Annotated in this window: 17 protein-coding genes; 11 read left to right on the top strand and 6 right to left on the bottom strand. The window is 64.2% G+C overall.

The genetic code is table 11. The features are described from left to right. The first annotated feature begins 42 nt into the window (after positions 1-42). The 5 genes from FJ979_RS01245 to FJ979_RS32385 all read left to right on the top strand — a co-directional run bounded on the left by FJ979_RS01245 (position 43) and on the right by FJ979_RS32385 (position 4,871). Positions 43-732: a 4Fe-4S dicluster domain-containing protein gene (locus FJ979_RS01245; RefSeq protein ID WP_140579814.1), complete on the top strand. Its 690-nt coding sequence runs from the start codon at positions 43-45 to the stop codon at positions 730-732. Between the two features lie 105 nt (positions 733-837). Next, positions 838-1,575: a dienelactone hydrolase family protein gene (locus tag FJ979_RS01240; protein WP_140579813.1), complete on the top strand. Its 738-nt coding sequence runs from the start codon at positions 838-840 to the stop codon at positions 1,573-1,575. 145 nt (positions 1,576-1,720) lie between these two features. After that, positions 1,721-2,281 carry an RNA polymerase sigma factor gene (locus FJ979_RS01235; RefSeq protein ID WP_140579812.1) on the top strand — a complete coding sequence of 187 codons (561 nt, stop codon included), beginning with the start codon at positions 1,721-1,723 and terminating at the stop codon, positions 2,279-2,281. Positions 2,282-2,283: 2 nt separating this feature from the next. Further along, positions 2,284-4,398: a VWA domain-containing protein gene (locus tag FJ979_RS01230; protein WP_140579811.1), complete on the top strand. Its 2,115-nt coding sequence runs from the start codon at positions 2,284-2,286 to the stop codon at positions 4,396-4,398. Positions 4,399-4,607: 209 nt separating this feature from the next. Next, a complete protein-coding gene (locus tag FJ979_RS32385) occupies positions 4,608-4,871 on the top strand; it encodes a hypothetical protein (protein ID WP_181165302.1) in 264 nt (87 codons plus the stop codon). Between the two features lie 16 nt (positions 4,872-4,887). On the opposite strand, the gene bmt is transcribed toward FJ979_RS32385, so the two are convergent. Continuing rightward, positions 4,888-5,910 (bottom strand): betaine--homocysteine S-methyltransferase, encoded by a 1,023-nt coding sequence (gene bmt / locus FJ979_RS01220; RefSeq protein ID WP_181165301.1) that lies wholly within the window; start codon positions 5,908-5,910, stop codon positions 4,888-4,890. Between the two features lie 115 nt (positions 5,911-6,025). Further along, positions 6,026-6,883: a helix-turn-helix transcriptional regulator gene (locus FJ979_RS01215; RefSeq protein WP_140495665.1), complete on the bottom strand. Its 858-nt coding sequence runs from the start codon at positions 6,881-6,883 to the stop codon at positions 6,026-6,028. A gap of 229 nt (positions 6,884-7,112) precedes the next feature. On the opposite strand from FJ979_RS01215, the gene FJ979_RS01210 reads away from it, so the two are divergent. Continuing rightward, positions 7,113-8,120 carry a fatty acid desaturase gene (locus tag FJ979_RS01210; protein ID WP_140579809.1) on the top strand — a complete coding sequence of 336 codons (1,008 nt, stop codon included), beginning with the start codon at positions 7,113-7,115 and terminating at the stop codon, positions 8,118-8,120. Between the two features lie 91 nt (positions 8,121-8,211). Continuing rightward, positions 8,212-9,042 carry a PhnD/SsuA/transferrin family substrate-binding protein gene (locus FJ979_RS01205; RefSeq protein WP_140579808.1) on the top strand — a complete coding sequence of 277 codons (831 nt, stop codon included), beginning with the start codon at positions 8,212-8,214 and terminating at the stop codon, positions 9,040-9,042. On the opposite strand, the gene FJ979_RS01200 is transcribed toward FJ979_RS01205, so the two are convergent. The 4 genes from FJ979_RS01200 to FJ979_RS01185 all read right to left on the bottom strand — a co-directional run bounded on the left by FJ979_RS01200 (position 9,007) and on the right by FJ979_RS01185 (position 15,136). Then, positions 9,007-10,362 carry a Xaa-Pro peptidase family protein gene (locus FJ979_RS01200; RefSeq protein ID WP_140579807.1) on the bottom strand — a complete coding sequence of 452 codons (1,356 nt, stop codon included), beginning with the start codon at positions 10,360-10,362 and terminating at the stop codon, positions 9,007-9,009. The two genes, FJ979_RS01205 and FJ979_RS01200, sit on opposite strands and share 36 nt — an antisense overlap. Positions 10,363-10,371: 9 nt before the next feature. Beyond that, positions 10,372-12,954: an FAD-dependent oxidoreductase gene (locus FJ979_RS01195; RefSeq protein ID WP_140579806.1), complete on the bottom strand. Its 2,583-nt coding sequence runs from the start codon at positions 12,952-12,954 to the stop codon at positions 10,372-10,374. Next, on the bottom strand, positions 12,951-13,421 hold the full coding sequence (locus FJ979_RS01190) for a DUF559 domain-containing protein (RefSeq protein ID WP_140517272.1): 471 nt from the start codon (positions 13,419-13,421) through the stop codon (positions 12,951-12,953). The genes FJ979_RS01195 and FJ979_RS01190 overlap by 4 nt, the downstream gene beginning before the upstream one ends. A gap of 137 nt (positions 13,422-13,558) precedes the next feature. Further along, positions 13,559-15,136, bottom strand: a complete 1,578-nt coding sequence (locus tag FJ979_RS01185) for a trimethylamine methyltransferase family protein (protein ID WP_140495671.1) — start codon at positions 15,134-15,136, stop codon at positions 13,559-13,561. Between the two features lie 216 nt (positions 15,137-15,352). Between FJ979_RS01185 and FJ979_RS01180 the strand changes: the two genes are divergently transcribed. The 4 genes from FJ979_RS01180 (at position 15,353) to FJ979_RS01165 (ending at position 22,003) form a co-directional block, all read left to right on the top strand. Continuing rightward, complete coding sequence (locus tag FJ979_RS01180; protein ID WP_140579805.1) at positions 15,353-17,242, top strand: phospholipase D-like domain-containing protein; 1,890 nt, start codon at positions 15,353-15,355, stop codon at positions 17,240-17,242. A 165-nt stretch (positions 17,243-17,407) separates the two neighbouring features. Beyond that, a complete protein-coding gene (locus tag FJ979_RS01175; RefSeq protein ID WP_140517268.1) occupies positions 17,408-18,583 on the top strand; it encodes an MFS transporter in 1,176 nt (391 codons plus the stop codon). 94 nt (positions 18,584-18,677) lie between these two features. Then, entirely contained in the window at positions 18,678-19,838 is a 1,161-nt protein-coding gene (locus tag FJ979_RS01170; RefSeq protein ID WP_140517266.1) for an MFS transporter, read from the top strand. A 104-nt stretch (positions 19,839-19,942) separates the two neighbouring features. Then, the gene (locus FJ979_RS01165; protein ID WP_140517264.1) at positions 19,943-22,003 is read left to right on the top strand and encodes a prolyl oligopeptidase family protein; all 2,061 of its coding nucleotides are present in this window, start codon (positions 19,943-19,945) and stop codon (positions 22,001-22,003) included. Positions 22,004-22,030 lie beyond the last annotated feature (27 nt).

Genomic DNA, 22,030 nt, shown 5'->3' with positions numbered 1-22,030 from the left:
GGAAGTCTGGCGGAGCGCCTTCTCCGATCCGGTCAAGAAGGGATGATTCCTTCGCGCGGCAGGATGGAGGAGATTGCGGCCGCGCTTGGCGCCGACGGCCTCATCCTGCGTGGCGGCTTCACCTTTGGGGACGGCGAGGCGGCGCCTTGTGGCCGCTCCGGTGCACCAACCAGGTCGGCGCTGCTGGTGGGACAGGCGGGGGCAGCACCCTGGCCGCATTTTCTGCGCTGGCGTGAAAAGCAGCCGCGAGCAATCGCCAATCCGCTCGACACCTGGTCCCGGCAGGTCATAGGCGCGGTCGCGGAAGAATTCGGCGCACGCGCCGTGTCGCCGTCCGACAAGCCCTATCTGCCGTTCCAGCGATGGGCGATGCGGGCCGAGGGCCTGAAGCCGTCACCGCTCGGCATCCTCATGCATCCGCGATATGGGCTTTGGCATGCCTATCGCGGCGCGCTGCTGTTCGAGGACGAGATCGCGCTCCCGGAGGCTCGCGAGGCGGTCCATCTTTGCGACACCTGTGTCGACAAACCGTGCCTGAAATCCTGTCCGGTCGATGCCTATTCCATCCAAGGCTTCGCCTACCAGGCCTGCCTGGCGCATGTGCGCGGGCCGAGTGGCGACCCCTGTTGTGACGGCGGCTGCCTTGACCGCAACGCCTGTCCCTATGGCACAGCCTATCGCTACCCCTCAGAGGTGCAGGCCTTCCACATGGCAGCGTTCGCGGGCCGGTAAGCTCGTCGCGCTGCCGCACGAAATGTTGACTGCCAAAATCAGGCAACAGCTTGCCCTGTCGGCCTGCCCGGATATGTATCGCCCAGCAACCGAACGGAGCTGGCGATGCCGAAACAGGACCTTCAGATCAAGACCAGGGACGGCACGGCGAGGGCGGGGCTGTTCCGCCCGGCCAACGCTTCCCCGGCCAAGGCCGGCGTCATCCTCTATATGGATGCCTTCGGCCCGCGCCCCGCGCTCGACGGCATGGCCGAGCGGCTGGCGGACGAGGGCTATCCGGTGCTGGTGCCCGATCTCTTCTATCGCAACGCGCCCTACGGTCCTTTCGATGCCAAGACCGCCTTCGTCGAGGAGAGAACCAAGGTGCCGCTGATGGCGCTGATCAGCGCCACGACGCAGGAGATGACGATTGCCGACAGCGGCGCCTTCCTCGACGCACTCGCTGCCGAAGGCGTCACCGGGCCGATCGGCGTTGTCGGCTATTGCATGGGCGGCGCGCGGGCGCTGAACGCAGCCGCCTCCTATCCGGATCGCATCAGGGCGGCGGCCAGTTTCCACGGCGGCAATCTCGCCAGCGACGCGGCCGACAGTCCGCACCGCAAGGCGGGGTCGGTCAAGGCACGCGTCCATGTCGGCATGGCCGGCGTCGACAGGAGTTTTCCGCCCGAACAATCAGCGCGGCTGGCCGAGGCGTTCAGGGCGGCGGAAGTCGATTACGTGCTGGAGAATTATGTCGGCATGGCGCATGGCTGGTGCGTGCCGGACCACAGCGTCTACAACGAAGATGGCGCCGAGCGGCATTGGAACCGGTTGATCACCCTGTTTTCCGAGACGCTCGGGTAAAGCCAATCTTCGAGAGGTCGGCGGCGCCCCTCATCCGCCCTTCGGGCACCTTCCCCGTAGAACGGGGAGAAGGAAGAGGTACCAGTAAAAAAATCTTTCCCTCACCCCAAGGATTGGCCATTAGCCTTCGTCCAACAGGCAAATGATGGCGATGATGCTGGATGAGAGCGAAGCCTCCGACGCCGAACTGATCGGGCGGGCGAAGGGCGGGGACAGGGGGGCTTTCGGCACCTTGCTCGAAAGGCACTATGACTTCGTCTATCGCGCCGCCTATCGCTGGTGCGGCCGGAAGGCGGATGCCGAAGACATCGCCCAGGAAGTCTGCGTCCGGCTCGGCAAGGCGATCCGCGGCTATCGCGGCGGCAGCGCCTTCACCACCTGGCTCTACGCCATGACGCTGAACGCCGCGCGCGACATGATGCGCAAGAGCGCCCGCGAGACGGTCAAGACCGAAGCCTATGGCGTTCATGCGCTGATTTCGGGCGAGGCTCCGGCCGAGAACGAGGATCTTGCCGAGGCGCTGTGGGCCGCGGTGCGGCGACTGCCGGACAAGCAGCGCGACGCCGTGCTGCTGGTCTATGGCGAGGGCTTGAGCCACGCGGCCGCCGCCGAGGCGATGGCGATCTCGGAGACGACTGCTTCCTGGCACATCCATGAAGCGAAGAAACGGCTGAAGACGCTCATGCGTTCAGCCGGGGAAGTGTGACCATGGTCGACGAGAACGAACTCAAGAGGCTGCGCGACATAGTGATCCCGGCTCCCGGCGAGAGCGCGAAGGCGCGCGCCTTCGAGGCCGCCATGCGCGCCTATGATGAGGAAAATATTTCCGCTGTCAGCCAAGGATCGGTCGGCGGTCTTCGTCTCACAGAGCGAGCACGAAAGCTCTGGAGCGAAATCATGCAAAAGAAACTCATTGCCACGCCGGCTATTGCCGGGCTCGTCGCCCTGCCGATTGCCGGATACGCCACTTTCCATATGCTGAGGGAACAGCCGTCCACTTTCGGCGGCGGCGAAAAGATCACCGAGACGCTGGCCGACAAGCCCGCCACGGTGAAGCCGCTGGCTAAACAGGCCACGGGCGATCAGGCGATCGACAAACCGCTCGCAACGAGCGCGCCTGAGAAAGACAAGAAGACCGACGCGGAAAGCCGCGACGAAACGGAGGCCTTGGCGGCGCCGAGCAAATCCGAATCGGCCGTTGCTGGAGGCCTGGCGCCGCAGAATGCGCAGGAACAGGTTGCGCCGGCGGAACCTGCGCCACCTGCGCCAACGGGCGAGTTCGCCCTGGATAGCACTGCCGCGCCCAGCACGTCGCGAGCCGCACGCATGTCCAAAATGATAGCACCGCAGCAGCCCGCCATGGCGCCGGCGGACCAGATCGCACCACAGGAGGAAAACCGCGATCGCGTCCAGGATTTTAAGACCAATCCGGTACATTCGGCACTCGAGGACCCGGTCTCGACCTTTTCGATCGACGTCGACACCGCCTCCTATTCCTTCGTGCGCCGTTCGCTGAAGGAGGGCTTCCTGCCGCAGGCCGACACGGTGCGGGTCGAGGAGATGATCAACTACTTCCCCTATGACTGGAAGGGGCCGGATGCGGCGTCGACGCCGTTCAATTCGACCGTCAGCGTCATGCCGACGCCGTGGAACGCGCACAGCAAGCTGATGCATGTCGCCATCAAGGGTTTCGACGTCAAGCCGGCCGAGCAGCCCAAGGCCAATCTGGTGTTCCTGATCGACGTCTCGGGCTCGATGGACGAACCGGATAAATTGCCGCTGCTCAAGGCGGCATTCCGGCTGCTGGTCAGCAAGCTGAAGGCCGACGACACCATCTCGATCGTCACCTATGCCGGCGATGCCGGCACGGTGCTGATGCCGACAAAGGTTGCCGAGAAGGACAAGATCCTCAACGCCATCGACAATTTGCAGCCGGGTGGCTCGACGGCCGGCGAGGCCGGCATCAAGGAGGCCTACAAGTTGGCCGAGCAGTCCTTCATCAAGGACGGGGTCAACCGCGTGATGCTCGCCACCGACGGCGACTTCAATGTCGGCCAGAGCGACGACGACGATCTCAAGCGCCTGATCGAACAAGAGCGCAAGAGCGGCGTCTTCTTGTCGGTGTTCGGCTTCGGCCGCGGCAATCTCAACGACGAGATGATGCAGACCATCGCCCAGAACGGCAATGGCACCGCCGCCTATATCGACACGCTGGCCGAGGCGGAAAAGGTGCTGGTGGAGGATGCCTCCTCGACGCTGTTCCCCATCGCCAAGGACGTGAAGATCCAGGTCGAGTTCAATCCCGCCAAGGTCTCGGAATATAGGCTGATCGGCTATGAGACCCGCGCCTTGAACCGCGAGGATTTCAACAATGACCGGGTCGATGCCGGCGAGATCGGCTCGGGCCATTCGGTCACCGCAATCTACGAGATCACGCCCAAGGGCAGCGGCGGCGAACGGATCGATCCGCTGCGCTATGGCCAGGCCGCGATGAACAATGGTGGCGTCGCCAATGCGGACGAATACGCCTTCGTCAAGATACGCTACAAGCTGCCCAACGAGGACGTCTCGAAGCTGATCACCACGCCGGTGACGTCAGCCAACGAGGTGGCATCCTTCGACCAGGCCGGCGCCGACCAGCGTTTCTCCGTCGCCGTCGCGGCGTTCGGCCAGAAGCTGCGCGAGGAGGATGCAACGGCGAAGTTCGGCTACGACAAGATCTTGGAGATCGCCACAGCCGCCCGGGGAGCCGACCCGTTTGGGTACAGGTCCGAGTTCCTCTCGCTTGTGCGCCTTGCCTCGGCGCTGGGCGGCAACCGCTGATGTTGATGACGGTCGGTTTCTTCCAGATGGGGTCGTTCTGATGGGAAAACCGGCCACGGGCGGGTGAGGCGAGGCCGGCGAGGGGGCATTCCCTGCCGGCCCGTTTTTTGCGGGAATTTGCGATCGTTAAATTGCGCGGCATTTCCGGTACCGGATCGCAATTTCCTCTTGTTACGCCGGATAGGTGTGTGGGGCTGAGGGAGCCGGAATTGCAGATCAGGACTACCGCCAACTCGACACCGCCGGCACGGGACGCTTCGGCGGCCGCCCAATCAGCCGAATCCAGGCGCATCGGCGACGATGTCGCGCAGGCGCGCCACACCGCCATGTCGGCTCTGACCAACGACCGTTTCCGCATTATGCTGGAGCAGATCACCGATCCGGTTTCATCCGGAGCGCTGATGACGATGCGCGGCGCCAATGTCGTCGATCTTAAATCGGCGCAGTCGAGCTACGCCGACAACAGCGAATAATTAGAAAGCGGTGGCTTCAGGCCCGGCTGCGACGACGCTCGCGTCGGGCCTCACTGGTCTCGGCGGTGTTCGCCGTGGCCACCTTGTTGCGCATCGGACCGATGCGCTCGACGATCGTCTCGACGGTCGGACGATCCGCCTTGGTGTGGGCGTCGAGCGCCTTGCGCATGGCGGCCAGGTGCTGGAACGAGGTGCCGCAGCAGCCGCCGATGATTTTCGCGCCGCCGTCGACAGCAAGGCGCACATAGTCGGCCATCAGTTCGGGCGTGCCGGAATAGTGGATCTCGGTGCCGCGGAATTCGGGAATGCCGCAATTGCCCTTGACGATCACGGTTGCCTCCGGCTTCGCCTGCGTCATGTCGAGCAGCGAGGCGAGGATGTCGGAAGCGCCGACGCCGCAATTGGCGCCGACGCCGAGAGGGGCTTGCGACAAGCCGTCGGCGACGCCGTGTATGTCCTTCGGCAGCAGGCCCATCATGGTGCGGCCGGCTGTGTCGAAAGACCCGGTATAGGTATAGGGCAGGCCGACGCGGATCGCCGCTTGGGCGGCGGCACGGATCTCGTCGGGCGCCGACATGGTCTCGATCCAGGCGACCTCGGCGCCGCCCTCCTTGAGGCCTTCGATCTGCTCGGCGAAGGCGTCTACCGCCTCGTCATAGGTCATGGCGCCAAGCGGCACCAGCAACTCACCAGTCGGGCCAACGGAGCCGGCAACGATCACCTTGCGGCCGGCCTTGTCGGCGACCGCGCGGGCGATCTCGGCGGCGCGCTTGTTCAGGGCGTGCACGCGGTCCTGCGCATGATGCAGCTTCAGCCGGTGACGGGTGCCGCCGAACGAATTGGTCAGGATGATGTCGGCGCCGGCGTCGACGAAATTCTGGTGCAGGCGGGTGATGGTGTCGGGCGCGGTCTCGTTCAGCAACTCAGGCGCCTCGCCAGCCTCCAGACCCATTGCGAACAAATTGGTGCCCGTGGCGCCGTCGGCCAAAAGCACGCCTTTTTGCGCCAGCAGCGCGTCGATCGGGTTGGTCGTCGTCATCGGATTGGCTTTCACATTCTGAAGTCGAATAAGGATATAAAGAAGTCTTTATGTCCAGTCAATGAAATAGCGACGGCGGAGTCGCAGTTGAAGGGCGCGGTTACGGGTGCCGCTGTCATGCGGAACCTGATGGAAACGACAGGCCAGCCAGATTGCGCGCGAAGCTTGCTGCCTCATGCGGGTTGACGTCGGCGGCCCGGATCAGATTGTCGAAATGCCGGGTCAAGGCCTGGACCGGCTGGGTGGCATTCAGCACGACGTACATGTCGCCGACATAGATGGCGGCGCGGTAAGGTCCGAAGATGGTGAGCGGGATCGAATAGCGCATGCGGCCGTCGTAGAGAAACAGCCGGAAAGTCGGATAGAGATCGTCAAGCAGCGTCGCCATATGGGCGAGTTGCTGCCGACGGTCGGCCTCCGGAAAGCGGTCCCAGACGCCGAGGCCGCGTGCGAAAATCTCCAGCGTGTGTCGCGGCATGCAGACTTCCATGTCGGTCTCTGGGCGCCGGTTGTATTCGATGCGGTATTGGGTCTCGCTGGCCTGTGCGAGCCTGCTCCTGTTGGTGATGTTTGCCTCATAGTCGACCAGCGCGTGCGTCCGCAGAAGATCGGGGATGCCGGCCGGCACATAGCGGATCTTGGTGCCTGCGGCCTCGGCGAACCATCTGGCCAGAAGCGTGCGGTCGAAACCGTCGGGGGCTTCCTCGATCTCCAGGCTTTCGCGGATTTCACCGGTGACGCCCTCGTCCTGGCTGAGGCCGAGCAGCCAATCCAGCGACACTTTGAACTCGGCCGCGATGTTGAGCAGCGTTTCGGCCCGCGGCAGGCGCGTCGACGCGCCGGACATCAGCTGTGACAGCGCCGACCGATCGATGCCGACGGCGGTGGCGAAGGCGGACTGGTTGAGGTCGGACCTTGTCAGGAGCAACTTGAGGCGCTCCCGAAAGATTGCTGACAGATCTCGTTTGTCCATCTTCCAAGTCTCCGAATCATGAGGAAAAATTTTCGCCGAGACGTCCTGACGAGGCGCTCCAGGCGTAAATGAATCCCTGGGTCTGTTTACAATCTGTAACATGTGCGGTTGAAAATGCGCAATCGCAACATTTTGTACACTTTGTCTCGTTGAGTGGAATCGTTTCTCCTGACACTATGCTGTCAGGAGCCGCTGGGGTTCCGGCGACTGAGGGGCAGTGGTCGATAGCATGACTGGCAAGAGCATAAGGCGACGCAATACACCGGCCATCGAGTGGCCAACCGCAGCCCTCGCTTTCTTCTGTTACGGAGCATGGCTCGCCACCGGTCTACTGCTCTGGCCGTCCTATCCGATCTTCGCGCTCGCTCTCCTCGGTTTCATCCTGGCACTTCAGTCGTCGATCATGCACGAAGTGCTGCACGGCCATCCGACGCGCAATGCCCTGATCAACGAGGCTTTCGTCTTCCTGCCGATCGGTCTGGTCTGGCCGTTCCGCCGCTTCAAGACGCTTCATCTGCGCCACCATGCCGACGAGCGCCTGACCGATCCGCTCGACGATCCGGAAAGCTACTATCAGGCGCTGTGGCAGCATGATGAACTGCCGCCGACGATGAAATTCCTGCTCAGGATCAACAACACCATGGCCGGCCGGTTCTTCCTCGGTCCCTGGCTGTCCTGCATCGGCTTCTTCATCGACGACGCCAAACATATGATGGCCGGCGACAAGGCCATCCGCAAAGCCTGGCTGCTGCATGCGATCGGCCTCGCCGTCGTGGCGCCGATCGTGCAGTTCGGCTTCGGCATTCCGCTTTGGCTCTATATTCTGCCGGTGTGGCTCGGCCAGTCGCTGATCGCGATCCGCACCTTTGCCGAGCATCAATGGTCCGAGCATCCCGAAGGCCGCACGGTGATCATCGAGCGCTCGCCGCTGTCGTTCCTGTTCCTCAACAACAATTTGCACTTCGTCCACCACAAGACCCCGACGGTGGCCTGGTACAGACTGCCCCAGCTGTTTCGTGAACGTCGCGAGGAATGGCTGCGGATGAACAATGGCTATGCCTATCCCAGCTATTTCGCGCTGATCAGGTCCTATGCTTTCAAGGCCAAGGAGCCGATCGTGCATCCGGTGTTGCGGCGCCAGCCGGAGCCGGGCAGGGCGTTCAAGCCGCGCGTCAGGGCGCGCAACATCAGCGGGCTCGGCACCGCGCCAGTCCCGGCCGAGCCGCCCAAGGAATGAAGCCCGCGACACGACGGACGGTGTCGGCTATCTCAAATCCGACGCCGCGTTTTTGTGAACCTCTCTCCAGATTTAATGGTCAGATCCCGGCATGAGCGAATTCGTTGCAGCGCTGCCGATGTATGACTGGCCGGAAGTGCGCCGCGAGGTCGACGCCCAATGGGCACTGCTGCGCGACGCCTTCCGTCAAGGGGGGATAATCCATGCGCCGGAGACCGTCATTCGCCGCAACGGCGATCTGCCGCCGGTGCCGGGCGGCATTCATAGTGCCACCGGCGTTCTGATCGCGCCCGACCCCGCGACATTGCCGCCGGACGCGCTCGATTTTCACCAGCTCTGGCTGCATCCCGCACTGCTGTTCGCGCAGACTTGCTGGGGGCCAATGGAGCTTGGCCTGGCCAGCCATGTGCAGGTTGTCGGCCAGCCGAGCTATGACGTCTACGAAGGCGGCCAGGGCGAGCTTTATTCGAGCGCGCTGGTGATGCGGGCGGACGGCAAGGCGTCGGTGCCTGCGCCTGGCAATGGCAGGCCCGTCATCCCGCTCGATCTGATCCGGGGCAAGCGCTTCACCTTCAACAGCCTCGATTCCATGTCCGGTATCATCGCGCCGACGCGCGACCTGGAGGCGTTGGGCGAAAGCCTTGATGTGTTTTCCTCGCGCAGCGAAAGCGGCGGACATCGCGCTTCGATCGTCGCCGTGGCCGAGGGCAGGGCCGATGTCGCGGCGATCGACTGCGAGAGCTGGGCGCTGGCGCAGCGCTTCGAGCCGGCGGCCAGCCAGGTGAAGGTCGTCGGCTGGACGGGCCTGCGCAAGGGCCTGCCCTTCATCACCGCGAAAGCGACGCCGGAAAAAACGGTTGCCGCGATGCGCGAGGCCCTTGCCGGCTTAGCCGAGCAGCCTCGCATCCAGCGGATAGGTTGAAAGCTTTTCGTTGCCGGTGCCGGTGACCAGGATCTGTTCCTCGATCTTGACACCCTCGCGCCCGCCGAGCCTGCCGATATAGCTCTCCACGCACAGCACCATGCCTGGCTCGATCACGCCGTCGGGCGTGTCCGATGTCCAGTCGTCGGCATGCGGCAAGGTGGGGTATTCGTCGGCCAGCCCGACGCCATGGTAGAGCACACCATAGCGGGTCGGGAAACAGTCGCCGGGCGGCACCGCCGAGCGGTCGACAAGGTCGCGGAAGGCGGTGCCCGGCTGTATCAATTCGGTGTTGTGCGCGATCTGGTCGGCGGCGATGCGGAAAAGATCGCGCTGTTCGTCGGTTGGCTTCACATCCCCGCACAGCCAGGTGCGCGACAGGTCGGCGCAGAAGCCGTAGGGGCCGATCAGGTCGGTGTCGAAGGCGACGAGATCGCCCGCCTCGATGAGGCGCGAGGAGCATTCCTGGAACCAGGGGTTGGTGCGCGGGCCGGATGCCAACAGCCGCGTCTCGATCCATTCGCCGCCGCGGGCAATGTTGCCGCGGTGCAGTTCGGCCCATAATTCATTCTCAGTGATGCCGGGCTTCAGCGCCTGTTCCATCTCGCCCATTGCCGCCTCGCAGGCGAGGATGGCGCGGCGCATGGCAAGGATCTCGTCCGGGGATTTGACCAGCCGGGCGTTCTCCATCACCGCTTCGCCATTGCCGATGGAAATGCCGCGGCGCGCAAGTTCCTCGACGCCTTCCGGATTGATGTGGTCGACCGCGATGCGGCTGTTGCCGCCGCCATGTTCCCGCACCAGATCGGCGATCCCGCCCGCCCAGCGGCGGACCTTCTGCTCGGTGAGTTCGCCGCTGTACAGATACATCCACGAGACGGCGGGGCGAACCTCGTCGACGACGCCGGAATGGTCCGACAGATGTTCGCAGGAGAAATAGTCGAACAGCACCACCGGCCCTTCGGTGGCGACGAAACAATGCCGTGTCGGGTTGTGCGCCACCCAAAGCTGCATGTTCGTGGAATCGGTCGCATAGCGGATGTTGATGGGATCGTAGAGCAGCGCGCCGGCGTAGCCCCGGCGCCTCAGCTCGGTGCGGATGCGTTCCAGCCGGTATTTGCGCATTTCGGCCAAGTCGGGGGCGGCAATGCCTGCCGCCGCCCATTCCGCTTCGGCTGTCGCGCCGTAGCCCAGCACATGCTGGTTGAGATCAGCCGCCTTCTGGCGGGAGGCCTCGCGCAGCGCCTCGATCGAGCCCGGCACAAACGGCATGATCTTGCGGTGGCGGCCGAAGCTCCCCTTTGGCGCCGCGCTGTCCATGGCGAAACCTCAGCTCCGCATCTTCTCGCCGCTCGGGTCGAACGGCGCCTCGACATTGATGCGGGCCGGACGGCGATGGCCGAGGATTTCGATCTCGAACAGGCCGGCACTTTCATCCTCGGCCAGCGCCGCCGGCACGTAGCCCTGCGCCATCGACTTCTGGATATAGTGGGCATAGCCGCCGGAGGTAACCCAACCGACCACGCGCCAGTCGCCGTCGACGATGCCGCGCACGGCGGATGCGCCTTGTGCCGCCTTGGAGCCCCGCACTTCCTTGCCGGCCGCATCGAAGCGCGGCGCGCCAAAGCCATGCGGCTTTTCCACCGTACCGTAGTCCTTGCCGACCTTGGCCCAGATCGGCTCGTCACCCATCACGTCGGCGTCGGCCGCCTCGACGATAAAGGACACGCGGCGCAGCTTCGGTCCTTCGGCCCGTTCCCTGGCGGCCGCGTCGCGGCCGATGAAGTCGTTCTTCTCCAGCTTGATGAAGCGGTCCATCGAGCCTTCGAACGGTCCGTAGATCGGCCGCAATTCGCGGAACCAGGTCGGGAAGTTCTTTTCCAGGCGCATCGAGAGCAGGGCGCGCATGCCGAAATCGACCAGCCCGAATTCTTCGCCTGCGTCCTTGATCGCCTTGTAAACCAGGCGCTGATAGGCCGGTGCCATCCAGATCTCGTAACCGAGGTCGCCGGTATAGGTAATGCGGTTGACCATGCAGGGCGCGCCGCCGACCGCCATTTCGCGGAAGTCCATGAAGCGGAAGGCCTTGGTCGAGATATCGACATCGACCAGCCTCTGCAGGAGGTCCCGCGACTTCGGTCCGGCAATCGACAGGCCGACCAGCGTCTGGTCGAAGCGGTGGATGCGCACCTCTGACGTCCTTGGGCCATCCTTCGGCAGGTGCTTTTCGAACCAGCGCATGTGATATTTCTGCGCGGCCGACGAGCCCCAGATCATGAAGCGGTCTTCCGCGGCCTTGGCGATGGTGAAGTCGCCGATCAGCTTGCCGAATTCGTTGATCATCGGGGTCAGCACGATGCGGCCGGCCTTCGGCATGCGGTTGGTCATCAGCCGGTTGAGGAAATCCTCCGCCCCCGGTCCGGAGACTTCGTATTTGGCGAAGTTGGCGATTTCGGTGACGCCGACGCGCTCGCGCGTGGCGCGCACTTCCTCGCCGATCGGCCCAAAATCGTTGGAGCGGTGGAAGGACACGATATCCTTGGGCTCCTTGCCCTTCGGCGCGAACCATAGCGGGGTCTCAAGGCCCCAGGAGTCGCCCATGACGGCGTTGTTGGCGAGCATGGTGTCGTAGAGCGGCGTCGTCTGCGCCGGGCGTGCTGCCGGCAGTTCCTCATTGGGGAAGCGGATCGAGAAGCGGCGCGAATAGTTCTCGCGCACCTTGGCGTTGGTGTAGCGCAGGCTCGCCCATTCGCCGAAGCGGGCGACGTCCATGCCCCAGACGTCGAAGCCGGGATCGCCATGCACCATCCAGTTGGACAGCGCCAGGCCGACACCGCCGCCCTGGCTGAAGCCGGCCATGACGGCGCAGGCGCACCAGAAGTTGGTCAGGCCCTGCACCGGGCCGACGAGCGGATTGCCATCCAATGCGAAAGTGAAGGGACCGTTGATGATCTGCTTGATGCCGGCCTTCTCGATGCCGGGGAAATGCTTGAAGCCGACCTCCAGCGACGGCGCGATGCGGTCGAGGTCGGGTTGCAACAGCTCGTGGCCGAAATCCCAGGGCGTGTTGACCGGCGACCATGGCTTGCACGCCTTTTCGTAAGTGCCGAGCAGGATGCCGTTGCGCTCCTGGCGGGTGTAGATCTCGCCCTTGAAATCCATGACGCCGATCATCTCGCGGCCGGTCGATTTGTTGAATTCCTCGACCTCCGGCATGGGCTCGGTCAAGAGATACATGTGCTCCATGGCGAGCACCGGCAGTTCGAGGCCTACCATGCGGCCGATCTCGCGCGCCCACAGGCCGCCGCAGTTGACGACATGCTCGGCGTGAACCGTGCCTTGTTCGGTGATGACGTTCCAGGTGCCGTCGACCTGCTGCGTCAGTTCGACGACGCGGTTGCGCAGCACGATCTCGGCGCCGAGTTTCTTCGCCGCTTTCGAGTACGCAATCGTCGTGCCGGACGGATCCAGATGGCCTTCGACCGGATCCCACATGGCGCCGACGAAATTCGTCTCGTCCATCAGCGGGAACATCGCCTTGGCCTCGGATGGCGTGATCAGCTCGGTATCCATGCCGAGATAGCGGCCCTTGGCATGGGCAAGCCGCAGGAAGTCCATGCGCTCGGGCGAGTCGGCCATCATCACGCCGCCGGTCAGGTGCAGCGAACAGGACTGGCCGGAAAGCTCCTCGATCTCCTTGTAGAGCTGCACGGTATAGGCCTGCAGCTTGGCGACGTTGGGGTCGCCGTTGAGCGTATGGAAGCCGCCCGCCGCGTGCCAGGACGAGCCGGAAGTGAGCTCCGAACGCTCGATCAGCATGATGTCGGTCCAGCCGGCCTTGGCCAGGTGATAGAGCACCGAGCAGCCGACGACGCCGCCGCCGATGACAACCGCTTTTACATGGGATTTCATGAAGATAGGTCCGTTTTTGAAGAGATTGAATCGGGTGAGTGCGGTGTGAAAACAAGGCGGAGGTCGGATGCAGCGATGTTTTCGGTCAGCCTGCCGTCGAGCGCGGCAAGGACGGTTTCACAGACGGGAGTACGATGTTTCGAGAGGCGCAGGATCGAGTAGCCTTGGGCGCGCATGAAATCGTCGCGGCGGCGGTCGTAGGAACTGTCGGCGTGCTGTGAGCCGTCGAGCTCGACGACCAGCCATTTTTCGCGGCAACAGAAGTCGGCGTAGTATGGTCCGATAGAGAACTGGCGTGTGAACTTGTAGCCACCAAGTCTGCGGGCTTTTAGTTCGAGCCAAAGCAGTGCTTCGGCCTGATTGTTGCCTTGCCTGAGTTTCCTGGCTCTCTGGGTTGTGCCTGACTTTCGGCGACTGCGGGTTTTACGAGCGGCTTCCCCCACTCCGTCGCTGCTTCGCAGCGCCACCTCTCCCCCCTCCGGAGGGAGAGGAAGGGAGCCAGCCCGGCCAAGCTCACGCCCTTCCTCTCCCCCGTCGATCGGGGGAGAGGTGTCGAGCGCAGCTCGACGGAGTGGGGGTCGACTGCTCATGAAGCCAATACAGATCAAAAATCGGTCGGCGCGCCGCCTTCGGCGCGGCGTTTCTGGACGAAGGCGTTGAGCTCTTCGCGGATCGCCGGGTCCATGTAAGGCTCCTCATAGGAGGCCAGCCGCTCCTTCCACACCTTGTTGGCCTTTTCGAGCGCCGTCGGCGAGCCGGCTTCCGCCCAGGTCTCGAAATTGCGCCAGTCGGACAGGATCGGCGAGTAGAAGGCGGTCTTGTAGCGGTCCTGCGTGTGCTGTGTGCCGAAGAAGTGGCCGCCGGGGCCGACCGACTGGATGGCGTCGAAGCCAAGCGCCTGTTCGGACAGGTCGAGCGGGGTCAAGAATTCCGCCACCATCTGCAACAGGTCGATGTCGAGGATGGTCTTCTCGTAGGAGCAGCGCAGGCCGCCTTCGAGCCAGCCGGCGGCGTGCATCATCAAATTGCCGCCGCCCTGAATGGCGCCCCACAGCGAGAACACGCTTTCATAGGCGGCCTGTGCGTCGACCGTGTTGGCGGCGCAAGTGTTGGAGGTGCGGTAGGGGATGTTGTAGCGGCGGGCGAGCTGGCCGCCGACGAGCTGCGCCTTCATGTATTCGGGCGTGCCGAAGGCGGGCGCACCCGACTTCATGTCGACATTGGAGGTGAAGCCGCCATAACCGACCGGCGCGCCCTTTCTGACCATCTGGGCAAACGCGATGCCGGACAACGCCTCGGCGTTCTGCTGCACCAGCGCGCCGGCAATGGTCACCGGCGCCATGGCGCCCGACAGGGTGAAGGGCGTGACGATGACGACCTGGCCCTTGCTAGACATCTGGATGATGCCTTCCATCATCGGCACGTCGAGTTTCAGCGGCGAATTTGTGTTGATGATGGTGAAGACGGACGGTTCTTCGAGCAGCTGCTCGTGGCTGATGCCGCGCGCGATACGGGTGATCTCGATGCCGTCGACATTTCGCTCCTTGCCGAGCGAATAGATGTGGAACACCTTGTCGGTCAGCGTGGCGAGGTCGCGGATGCATTCGAGGTGGCGGACGGAGGGGTGGATGTCGATCGGCTCGACCGGATAGCCGCCCGTGCAGTTCAGTATGTTGTGCATCTGCGCCAGGCGCAGGAAATTGCGATAGTCCTGCTGGTTGCCGGGCCGGCGGCCACGATCGATGTCCGAGCAATTGGGCGCCGAGGCCATCATCGAGATGATCAGGTTGTCGCCGCCGAAGCGCACATTGTGCGCGGGGTTGCGGGCATGGATAGTGAATTCAGGTGGGCAGTGCGACACCAGATCGAGGATCATGTCGCTGTCGAAGCGCACGCGCTCGCTGCCTTCGCGCACGTCGGCGCCATGTTCCTTCATAATGCGGCGGGCTTCGTCATGCAGGACGTCGACACCGATCTCCTTCAGCACCCGCAGCGAGGCCAGGTGGATCGATTCCAGCTCGTCGTCGGAAACCAGCTTGGTCGGCTGGAGCGGGATTTTCAGCTGGCGGAACGGCGGCTGCTCGAACGCGGCCGAGCCGCCTGCGCGTTTTCCGGCGCGGCCGCCGCGGCGGGCACGATCGGTTGCCAATGCCGGTTCGGCGGGTTGAAGGGCGGCGGTCATGAGGGGCCTCGTACGATGCGAAAGTGGGCGGCATAATGGACCGGCGGCTGTCCGGCCATTGCGGAGGCGGCGACCACTAGAGCGAGGGAAGCGACATGCCGGAACGGCAGCTGCGTGGTCCCGAGGCAGGCCGGCGGATGTGGGTGCGCCATTCGTTGCAGTATCGTCTTTTGCTTCTGGTAAACTTGTGCGTCGAATATCTCCGGAGGGAGAGCCATGCCTGACGTCGTCAAAGTGCGTGCCGCCACCAACAACGAAGTCGCGTTCCTCTCCTGGGACCTCGACGCGATGATCCCGGGCTGCCTGGGCTTCGAGATCGTCCGCCTCTATACCGACACCGGCGAGGAGCGTTGCCTGGCTTCCTGGGTGCCCTTCAAGGGACAGCGAAACAAGGATTGGATCCCCCAGGATACCGGCGTCTGGCCGGTGCAGAAGACATTCTGGCGCGATCTCACTGTCCGGCGGCGCCGCGACAGCCTCGATGTCAGGCCAGACGGCGAAATGATCGCGTACCGGGTGCGTCCGGTCGGCGATATGAAGGCGGGGCTCGATCCCGTGCCGGTGCGCCCGGAAAAGACCTATACCGGCCCAGCGCGGCCGCTGGGCTATCTCGGCCGGGGCGCGGTCAGCCCGCCGATCTTCCTCGGCCAGATGTTCGGCAAGGCGCGCGTCGCCTTCACCAATGGCGTATTGTCGACGCAATGGATGTCGCGCGCGCTGGCCGAGGCCGGCATCAAGGTCGGGCAGCGCGACAAGATCAGGGCTGTGCTGCAGGATCCGACCAGCAAGATACGCGCCTACCTGCATGGCGACGTGCCTGATGTGCTGATCAGCCTGCTGAAGCGGGCCAAGGCCGAAGGCGGCACGGTCAGGCTTGCGCTCTACGAGCTTGGCGACGACGAACTGTGCGACGCAATCATTGCCGCCAAGGATGTCGTGGAGGTCATTCTTTCCAACTCGGGCAGGGATGACCAGACGAAGGCCTGGGACGCTGGCAACGCGCCTTACAGGAAGCGGCTGCACGACGCGGGCGTCGCGGTGACGGATCGCCTGTTCAACAACAACCATATCGGCCACAACAAGTTCGCCGTCTATCGCGATGCCCAGGGCAAGCCGCAATCGGTGATGACGGGCAGCACCAACTGGACCTCGACGGGCATTTGCGGGCAATCCAACAACGCCTTCATCCGCGACGACCCGGCGATGGCCGAGATATTCGACGCCTACTGGCAGCGCATGAAGGCCGACCTGTTCCCGCCGCCGGCCACGGAAAGCGCCGCCGGCCATGTCGCGCAGACGCAAGGCGTGCCGTTTCGCAGGGAAAACCACAGGCCAAACCCGCTCAACGGCGCCACGGCGGCGCTGGACGGCATGACGGTGTGGTTCTCGCCCAATGATCCCGAGCGCAACAAGAAGGACATCTCGGTGCGGCCGGTCGATCTCGAGGACCTCTTCGTCCGCATCAAGGCAGCCAAGCGCGCCGTGCTGTTCCTGGTGTTCAATCCTTCGCGGCTCGGCGACAATTCGATCGTCGACCAGGCGGTGGCGGCGGCAAGGGCCGATCCGAAGCTGATCGTGCAAGGGGCAATCAGCGATGAGACCGCCATGCCCAATTATGTCGCGCCGACCAAGGATCCGGTCACCCATAAATCAAACAGGGACGGCAAGTCGCCCTTCGTCTATCCGGAGAAGGTCTGGGAGGCGCCGAACGTTTCCATCGTGCGGGCGGCGAACCTGACCGGCGCCACGATCGCCCGCGATTTCCAGGCGGAGGTGCTGACCGTCGGCCATGCCATCGTGCACGACAAGATCGTCATCATCGATCCGATGGAGGACAACGCAACGGTCGTCACCGGCAGCCACAATCTCGGCTACAAGGCTTCCTACGAGAATGACGAGAACATGGTGATCGTCGAAGGCGACAAGACCTTCGCCGCGGCCTATGCCGTGCATATGCTCGACGTGTTCGACCACTATAAGTTCCGCGCCTGGCGCAGGACCATCGGCAAGGGACCTTCGGATGACGATGGGCTGTCCATCGACGACAAGTGGCTGAAGCCTTACGCGCAAGGCAGGAAAGGCGCGATCGCACGGTATTTTCCATAGCGCTGCCGGCGGGTGCTGACGGCTTTTGACGCGAGCCTTCCGGTGCACGGCGCCGGCCGTTGGCGCAAGCGGATTTCGCTGTCCGGCCCTTCCTTTCCGGTGATCGAACCGGTAGCTGATGGCTTGCCGATCCGCTGGTCGGCGATTCACTCATGGAACGGCAGCATGGTCGCGACCGGCTCGAGCCAAGGCGAAGCGGCAACGCAGTGGGCAGCGCTCGCCGGCGTCACCGCAGCGCTGGCGATGTTCGGCGCCGCGCAAGGGCTGAGCTCGCCGCTGTTCACGCTGCTGATGCAGAAGCAAGGCATGTCGCCGGGCCTGATCGGCCTGTCGGCGGCGATGATGCCGGTTGGCTTGATCCTGTCTGCCTCGTTCGTGCCCGCCGCCGTGCGGCTGGTCGGCGCCCGCACGCTCGCCGTCGGCTGCTCGCTGATCGGTGCGCTGTGCTTCCTGGGCATCGGCTATCTGCAGGACTGGGTGGCGTGGTTCGTCCTCCGTTTCATCATCGGCGTGGTCATCAACCCGCTTTATATCCTCGGCGAGGTGTGGGCGCTGTCGCTGGCGCCGCCGGCGCGACGCGGCCGGGTGATGGGCGTGTTCAACACGCTGATGGGGGCCGGCTACGCGGCCGGGCCTTTCACACTGACCCTGCTCGGCACGTCGGGCTGGGCTCCCTTCAGCGTCGGCATTGGCGGGTTCGTGCTCTGCGCCGTCATTCTGCGCCTTGTCTCCTCAAAGCTCACCGGTTTCGAGGATGACGGCCAGCCAGCCGGCAGCTTTATCGGTTTTGCCCGGCTGGCGCCGGCGCTGCTGCTGGCGGTGCTGGTCTCGGCAGCGGTCCAGCAAAGCACCTATGCGCTGGTTCCGGTCTTCGGCGCCGGCTATGGCTTGCCGGAAGCCGTGCTCGCCGCTCTGGTGATGGCGTTATCCTTGGGCAATATCCTGCTGCAGATCCCGCTCGGCCTGCTCGCCGAACGCTTCGGCGGCCGCCCCATGATCCTGGCCTGTGCGGTGGCGACCACCGTTTGCGCGCTTCTGCTGCCGCTGCTGATCACGACGCCGCTGATCTGGGCGGTGCTGCTGGTGATGGGAGCGGTCGGCTATGGCGTCTACACGATGGCGTTGGTGGAACTCGGCAGCCGCTTCAAGGGCTCGCTGCTGGTCACCGGCAACGCCGCTTTCGCCTTGTTGTGGGGCGTTGGCGGCATTGTCGGTCCGCCCAGCGCCGGTCTGCTGATGCAGGCGATCGGGCCTTTGGGATTGCCGGCGGTGATCGTCGGCCTGGACGCGCTGCTGGTCGCCTTCGTGCTCTACAGATCGGCCAGCCGCAGAGGCTCCTGACAGGGTTTGGCCGGAACAAGCGTGGGTTCGGACTTTGGGGCTTACGGCTGTCGGGTCGAAACGCTAAGCCTGCAGCCGAGAGGCGATGTGGATCATGGACCGGGTGGAACCGAAGCGCGACGATACGATGCAGTGGGCAGCGATCACCGGTGTGATCGCGACCGTGTCGGTGTTCGCCATCGCGCAGGGACTGTCCTATCCGCTCTTGAGCTTCATCCTGCAGCGGCAGGGCGTTTCGCCTGTCATGATCGGCCTGTCGGCGGCGATGACGCCGATTGGCTTCATCGTCTCGTCGCCGCTCATCCCGTCACTGGCGCGGCGGTTCGGGGCAGGGCGCACGGCGCTGACCTGCGCGGCGCTTTCGGCGGTCGTGCTGGCGCTGATCGGCTGGACACAGAACGTCTATCTCTGGTTTCCGCTGCGGTTCCTGATCGGCGCGGTGACCAATCCGCTCTATGTCTTAAGCGAAATCTGGGTGATCGCGCTGGCGCCGCCGGCCCGGCGCGGCCGCATCATGGGCGTCTATTCCACGATCATCTCGGCCGGCTTCGCCGCCGGGCCGCTTTGCCTGCTGGCCGTCGGTACGGAGGGCTGGCCGCCATTCCTGGTCGGCATTTCCGCTTTCATCTTCTGCGGCGGGTGCCTCGCCCTGGTGGTCGGGCGCCTGCCTAAGGTCGACGAAGCCGGGCATCGGCTTTCGGTGATGGGCTTCATGCCGCTCGCCTGGCTGCTTTTGTCGGCAGTAATCGTGGCTGCCGGCTTCGAGCAGGCGGTGCTGGCGCTGCTGCCCGTCTACGGCACGCATTATGGCATCGCCGAGAACCGCATGTCGGCGCTGTTGTCGACGATGATCGCCGGCAACATCGCCATGCAGGTGCCGCTCGGCCTGCTGGCCGAGCGGCTGACGGCGCGCTTGGTGCGGTTCATCTGCCTGGTGCTGACGCTGCTCGGCTGTCTGCTGCTGCCGCTATTGATCGAAACGCCGCTGGTCTGGCCGATGATCTTCGTCTGGGGCGCGGTGTCCTACGGCATTTATACGATGGCGATCATCGAACTCGGCGAGCGTTTCAGCGGCTCGGCGCTAGTTGCCGGCAATGCCGCTTTCTCCCTGATGTGGGGCGTCGGCGGCATCCTCGTTCCGCCGCTTGCGGGCGGCGTGATGGACGGGATCGGCGCGAGCGGCCTGCCGGTGACGCTCGGCGCGATCTGCCTGGCGCTGGCGGCTGCGACCGTCATCCGGCGGCGGATCGTGTGACGGCCTGAAGCGATCTGCCGCGATGACGCGGCTTCAACACCTTGAATCCGGCGCCCTTTGACGCGATGTAGGCAGGGCCGCCCCCCGATTTCCCGGAGACCCCCATGACCATTTCGACGACAAAGCCTGGCTTGGCGACCGATGATCCCTTTCTTTGGCTGGAGGAAAGGACGAGCAAGGAGGCGCTCGACTGGGTACATCGCCAGAACGAAGTCACGGTGGCGCAATTGCAGGGCGATCCGTCCTACCAGGCGTCGTTCGAAACCGCGCTCGATCTGATGACCGCCGAGGACAACATAGCCGTCGGCTCCGCGCTCAACGGCTACGTCTATAATTTCTGGCAGGACAAGACCAATGTGTTGGGCCTGTGGCGCCGCACGACGGTGGCTTCCTACAAGACCGACAGACCGGACTGGGAAACCATCATCGACTTCGACCAGCTCGCGGCGAAGGAGGGAGTGAAGTGGGTGTTCGGCGGCGCCAGCCGGCTCTACCCCGATTTCAACCGCTGCCTGGTTTCGATGTCGCCTGATGGCGGTGACGCCAGCGAGATGCGCGAATTCGACATCGCCGCCAAATCGTTCGTCGAGGACGGTTTTCGCGCGCCCGCTTCCAAGTCCGGTTTCGGCTGGCTCGACAAGGATACGGTGATCGTCTCGGCAGCCTTCGAAGAGGCCGACAAGACCGAATCCGGCTACCCGCGCGTCGTCAAATTGTGGACGCGCGGCACGGACCTTGAAGACGCGACGCCGATCTTCGAAGCGCAGAAGGAAGACCTCGCCGTCGGCGCCGGCCTGGAGTTCGATGGCGAGAAGCGGCATTTGTTTCTAACGCGGACGCTCAACTTCTTTGCATCGCACAGTTTCCTGCGTCTCCCGTCAGGTGAAAACATACGCATTCCGTTGCCTGACGACGTTACCGACACGGCGCTCTTCAAGGACCAGATGGTGTTTGGCGTGCGTACGCCTTGGACGGCGCAGGATGGAACGGCCTGCCGGCCGGACGGGCTCTATTCGTTCGATTTCGCTCATTGGATCGAGACCGGCAGTTTCGGCGCCACCGAGACCTTGCTCGCGCCGGCGCATCGCGTGTCCATCGCCACTCTTGCCAGGACGCAGGACCGCCTGTTCATCAGCCTGATGGACAATGTGCGCGGCAAGGTTGTGGCCTGCGAACGCAGGGACGGCGCCTGGTCGCTGAAACCGGTCGCGTTGCCGGAAAACGGCACGGTAGGCATCAGCCATGCCGAACATTTCGGCGCCAGCGTCTCCTTCTCTTTCACCGATTTCCTGACGCCGAGTTCGATCATCTGGTCCGACGACAATGGCGAGACGCTCGCCACAGTGAAGTCGCAGCCGTCGCGGTTCGATGCTTCGCAGCTCGTCTCGGAACAGTTCGAGGCGCGCTCGAAGGACGGCACGATGATCCCCTATTTCGTCGTCAGGCGGCGTGACCAGAAGGGCCCGGTGCCGACGCTGCTCTACGGCTATGGCGGCTTCGAAGTGCCTTTGCTGCCTGGCTATGCCGGCGTGCGCGGCAGGCTGTGGCTGGAGAAGGGCAATGCCTATGTGCAGGCCTGCATCCGCGGCGGGGGCGAGTTCGGCCCGGCCTGGCACCAGACAGCGCTCAAGGGCAACCGGCAGAACGCTTTCGACGATTTCGCGGCGGTCGCGCAGGATGTCGTCAGGCGCGGCATTGCGACAGCTGCCTCGCTCGGCATCCAGGGCGGCTCGAATGGCGGCTTGCTGACGGGCGTCTCGCTGACGCAGCATCCTGAGCTGTTCGGCGCCGTCATCATCGAGGTGCCGCTGCTCGACATGCTGCGCTACACCGAATTGCCGCCCGGCGCGTCGTGGATGGCCGAATATGGCGATCCGTCGAAGCCGGAAGATGCGACCTGGCTGGCCGCCTACTCGCCTTACCAGCATGTCGAGGCCGGTGCCTATCCGCCGGTGCTGCTCACCACCTCGACCGCCGACGACCGGGTGCATCCCGGCCATGCGCGCAAGATGGCCGCCCGCCTGCAGGAGGCCGGCCACGCCGGGACGCTCTTCTTCGAAGAGACCGAGGGCGGCCATGGCGGCCGCGGCGACCGCCGGCCGCAGGCGGCACAGGCCGCGATGAAGTACGTTTTCCTGCAGAGGACGCTGGGCGGGAAGGGCTGAACCGAAAGCCTTCGGACCGGAGCGAAG

This window comes from Mesorhizobium sp. B1-1-6 (assembly GCF_006443035.1).
Lineage (GTDB): Bacteria > Pseudomonadota > Alphaproteobacteria > Rhizobiales > Rhizobiaceae > Mesorhizobium.
This window is presented reverse-complemented; position numbering and strand designations above follow the sequence as displayed.

Excerpts from the sequence above, each read along its gene's own strand:
- FJ979_RS01245 (WP_140579814.1), top strand. The coding sequence starts at position 43 with ATGATTCCTTCGCGCGGCAGGATGGAGGAGATTGCGGCCGCGCTTGGC.
- FJ979_RS01240 (WP_140579813.1), top strand. The coding sequence starts at position 838 with ATGCCGAAACAGGACCTTCAGATCAAGACCAGGGACGGCACGGCGAGG.
- FJ979_RS01235 (WP_140579812.1), top strand. The coding sequence starts at position 1,721 with ATGGCGATGATGCTGGATGAGAGCGAAGCCTCCGACGCCGAACTGATC.
- FJ979_RS01230 (WP_140579811.1), top strand. The coding sequence starts at position 2,284 with ATGGTCGACGAGAACGAACTCAAGAGGCTGCGCGACATAGTGATCCCG.
- bmt (WP_181165301.1), bottom strand. The coding sequence starts at position 5,910 with ATGACGACGACCAACCCGATCGACGCGCTGCTGGCGCAAAAAGGCGTG.
- FJ979_RS01215 (WP_140495665.1), bottom strand. The coding sequence starts at position 6,883 with ATGGACAAACGAGATCTGTCAGCAATCTTTCGGGAGCGCCTCAAGTTG.
- FJ979_RS01210 (WP_140579809.1), top strand. The coding sequence starts at position 7,113 with ATGACTGGCAAGAGCATAAGGCGACGCAATACACCGGCCATCGAGTGG.
- FJ979_RS01205 (WP_140579808.1), top strand. The coding sequence starts at position 8,212 with ATGAGCGAATTCGTTGCAGCGCTGCCGATGTATGACTGGCCGGAAGTG.
- FJ979_RS01200 (WP_140579807.1), bottom strand. The coding sequence starts at position 10,362 with ATGGACAGCGCGGCGCCAAAGGGGAGCTTCGGCCGCCACCGCAAGATC.
- FJ979_RS01195 (WP_140579806.1), bottom strand. The coding sequence starts at position 12,954 with ATGAAATCCCATGTAAAAGCGGTTGTCATCGGCGGCGGCGTCGTCGGC.
- FJ979_RS01185 (WP_140495671.1), bottom strand. The coding sequence starts at position 15,136 with ATGACCGCCGCCCTTCAACCCGCCGAACCGGCATTGGCAACCGATCGT.
- FJ979_RS01180 (WP_140579805.1), top strand. The coding sequence starts at position 15,353 with ATGCCTGACGTCGTCAAAGTGCGTGCCGCCACCAACAACGAAGTCGCG.
- FJ979_RS01175 (WP_140517268.1), top strand. The coding sequence starts at position 17,408 with ATGGTCGCGACCGGCTCGAGCCAAGGCGAAGCGGCAACGCAGTGGGCA.
- FJ979_RS01170 (WP_140517266.1), top strand. The coding sequence starts at position 18,678 with ATGGACCGGGTGGAACCGAAGCGCGACGATACGATGCAGTGGGCAGCG.
- FJ979_RS01165 (WP_140517264.1), top strand. The coding sequence starts at position 19,943 with ATGACCATTTCGACGACAAAGCCTGGCTTGGCGACCGATGATCCCTTT.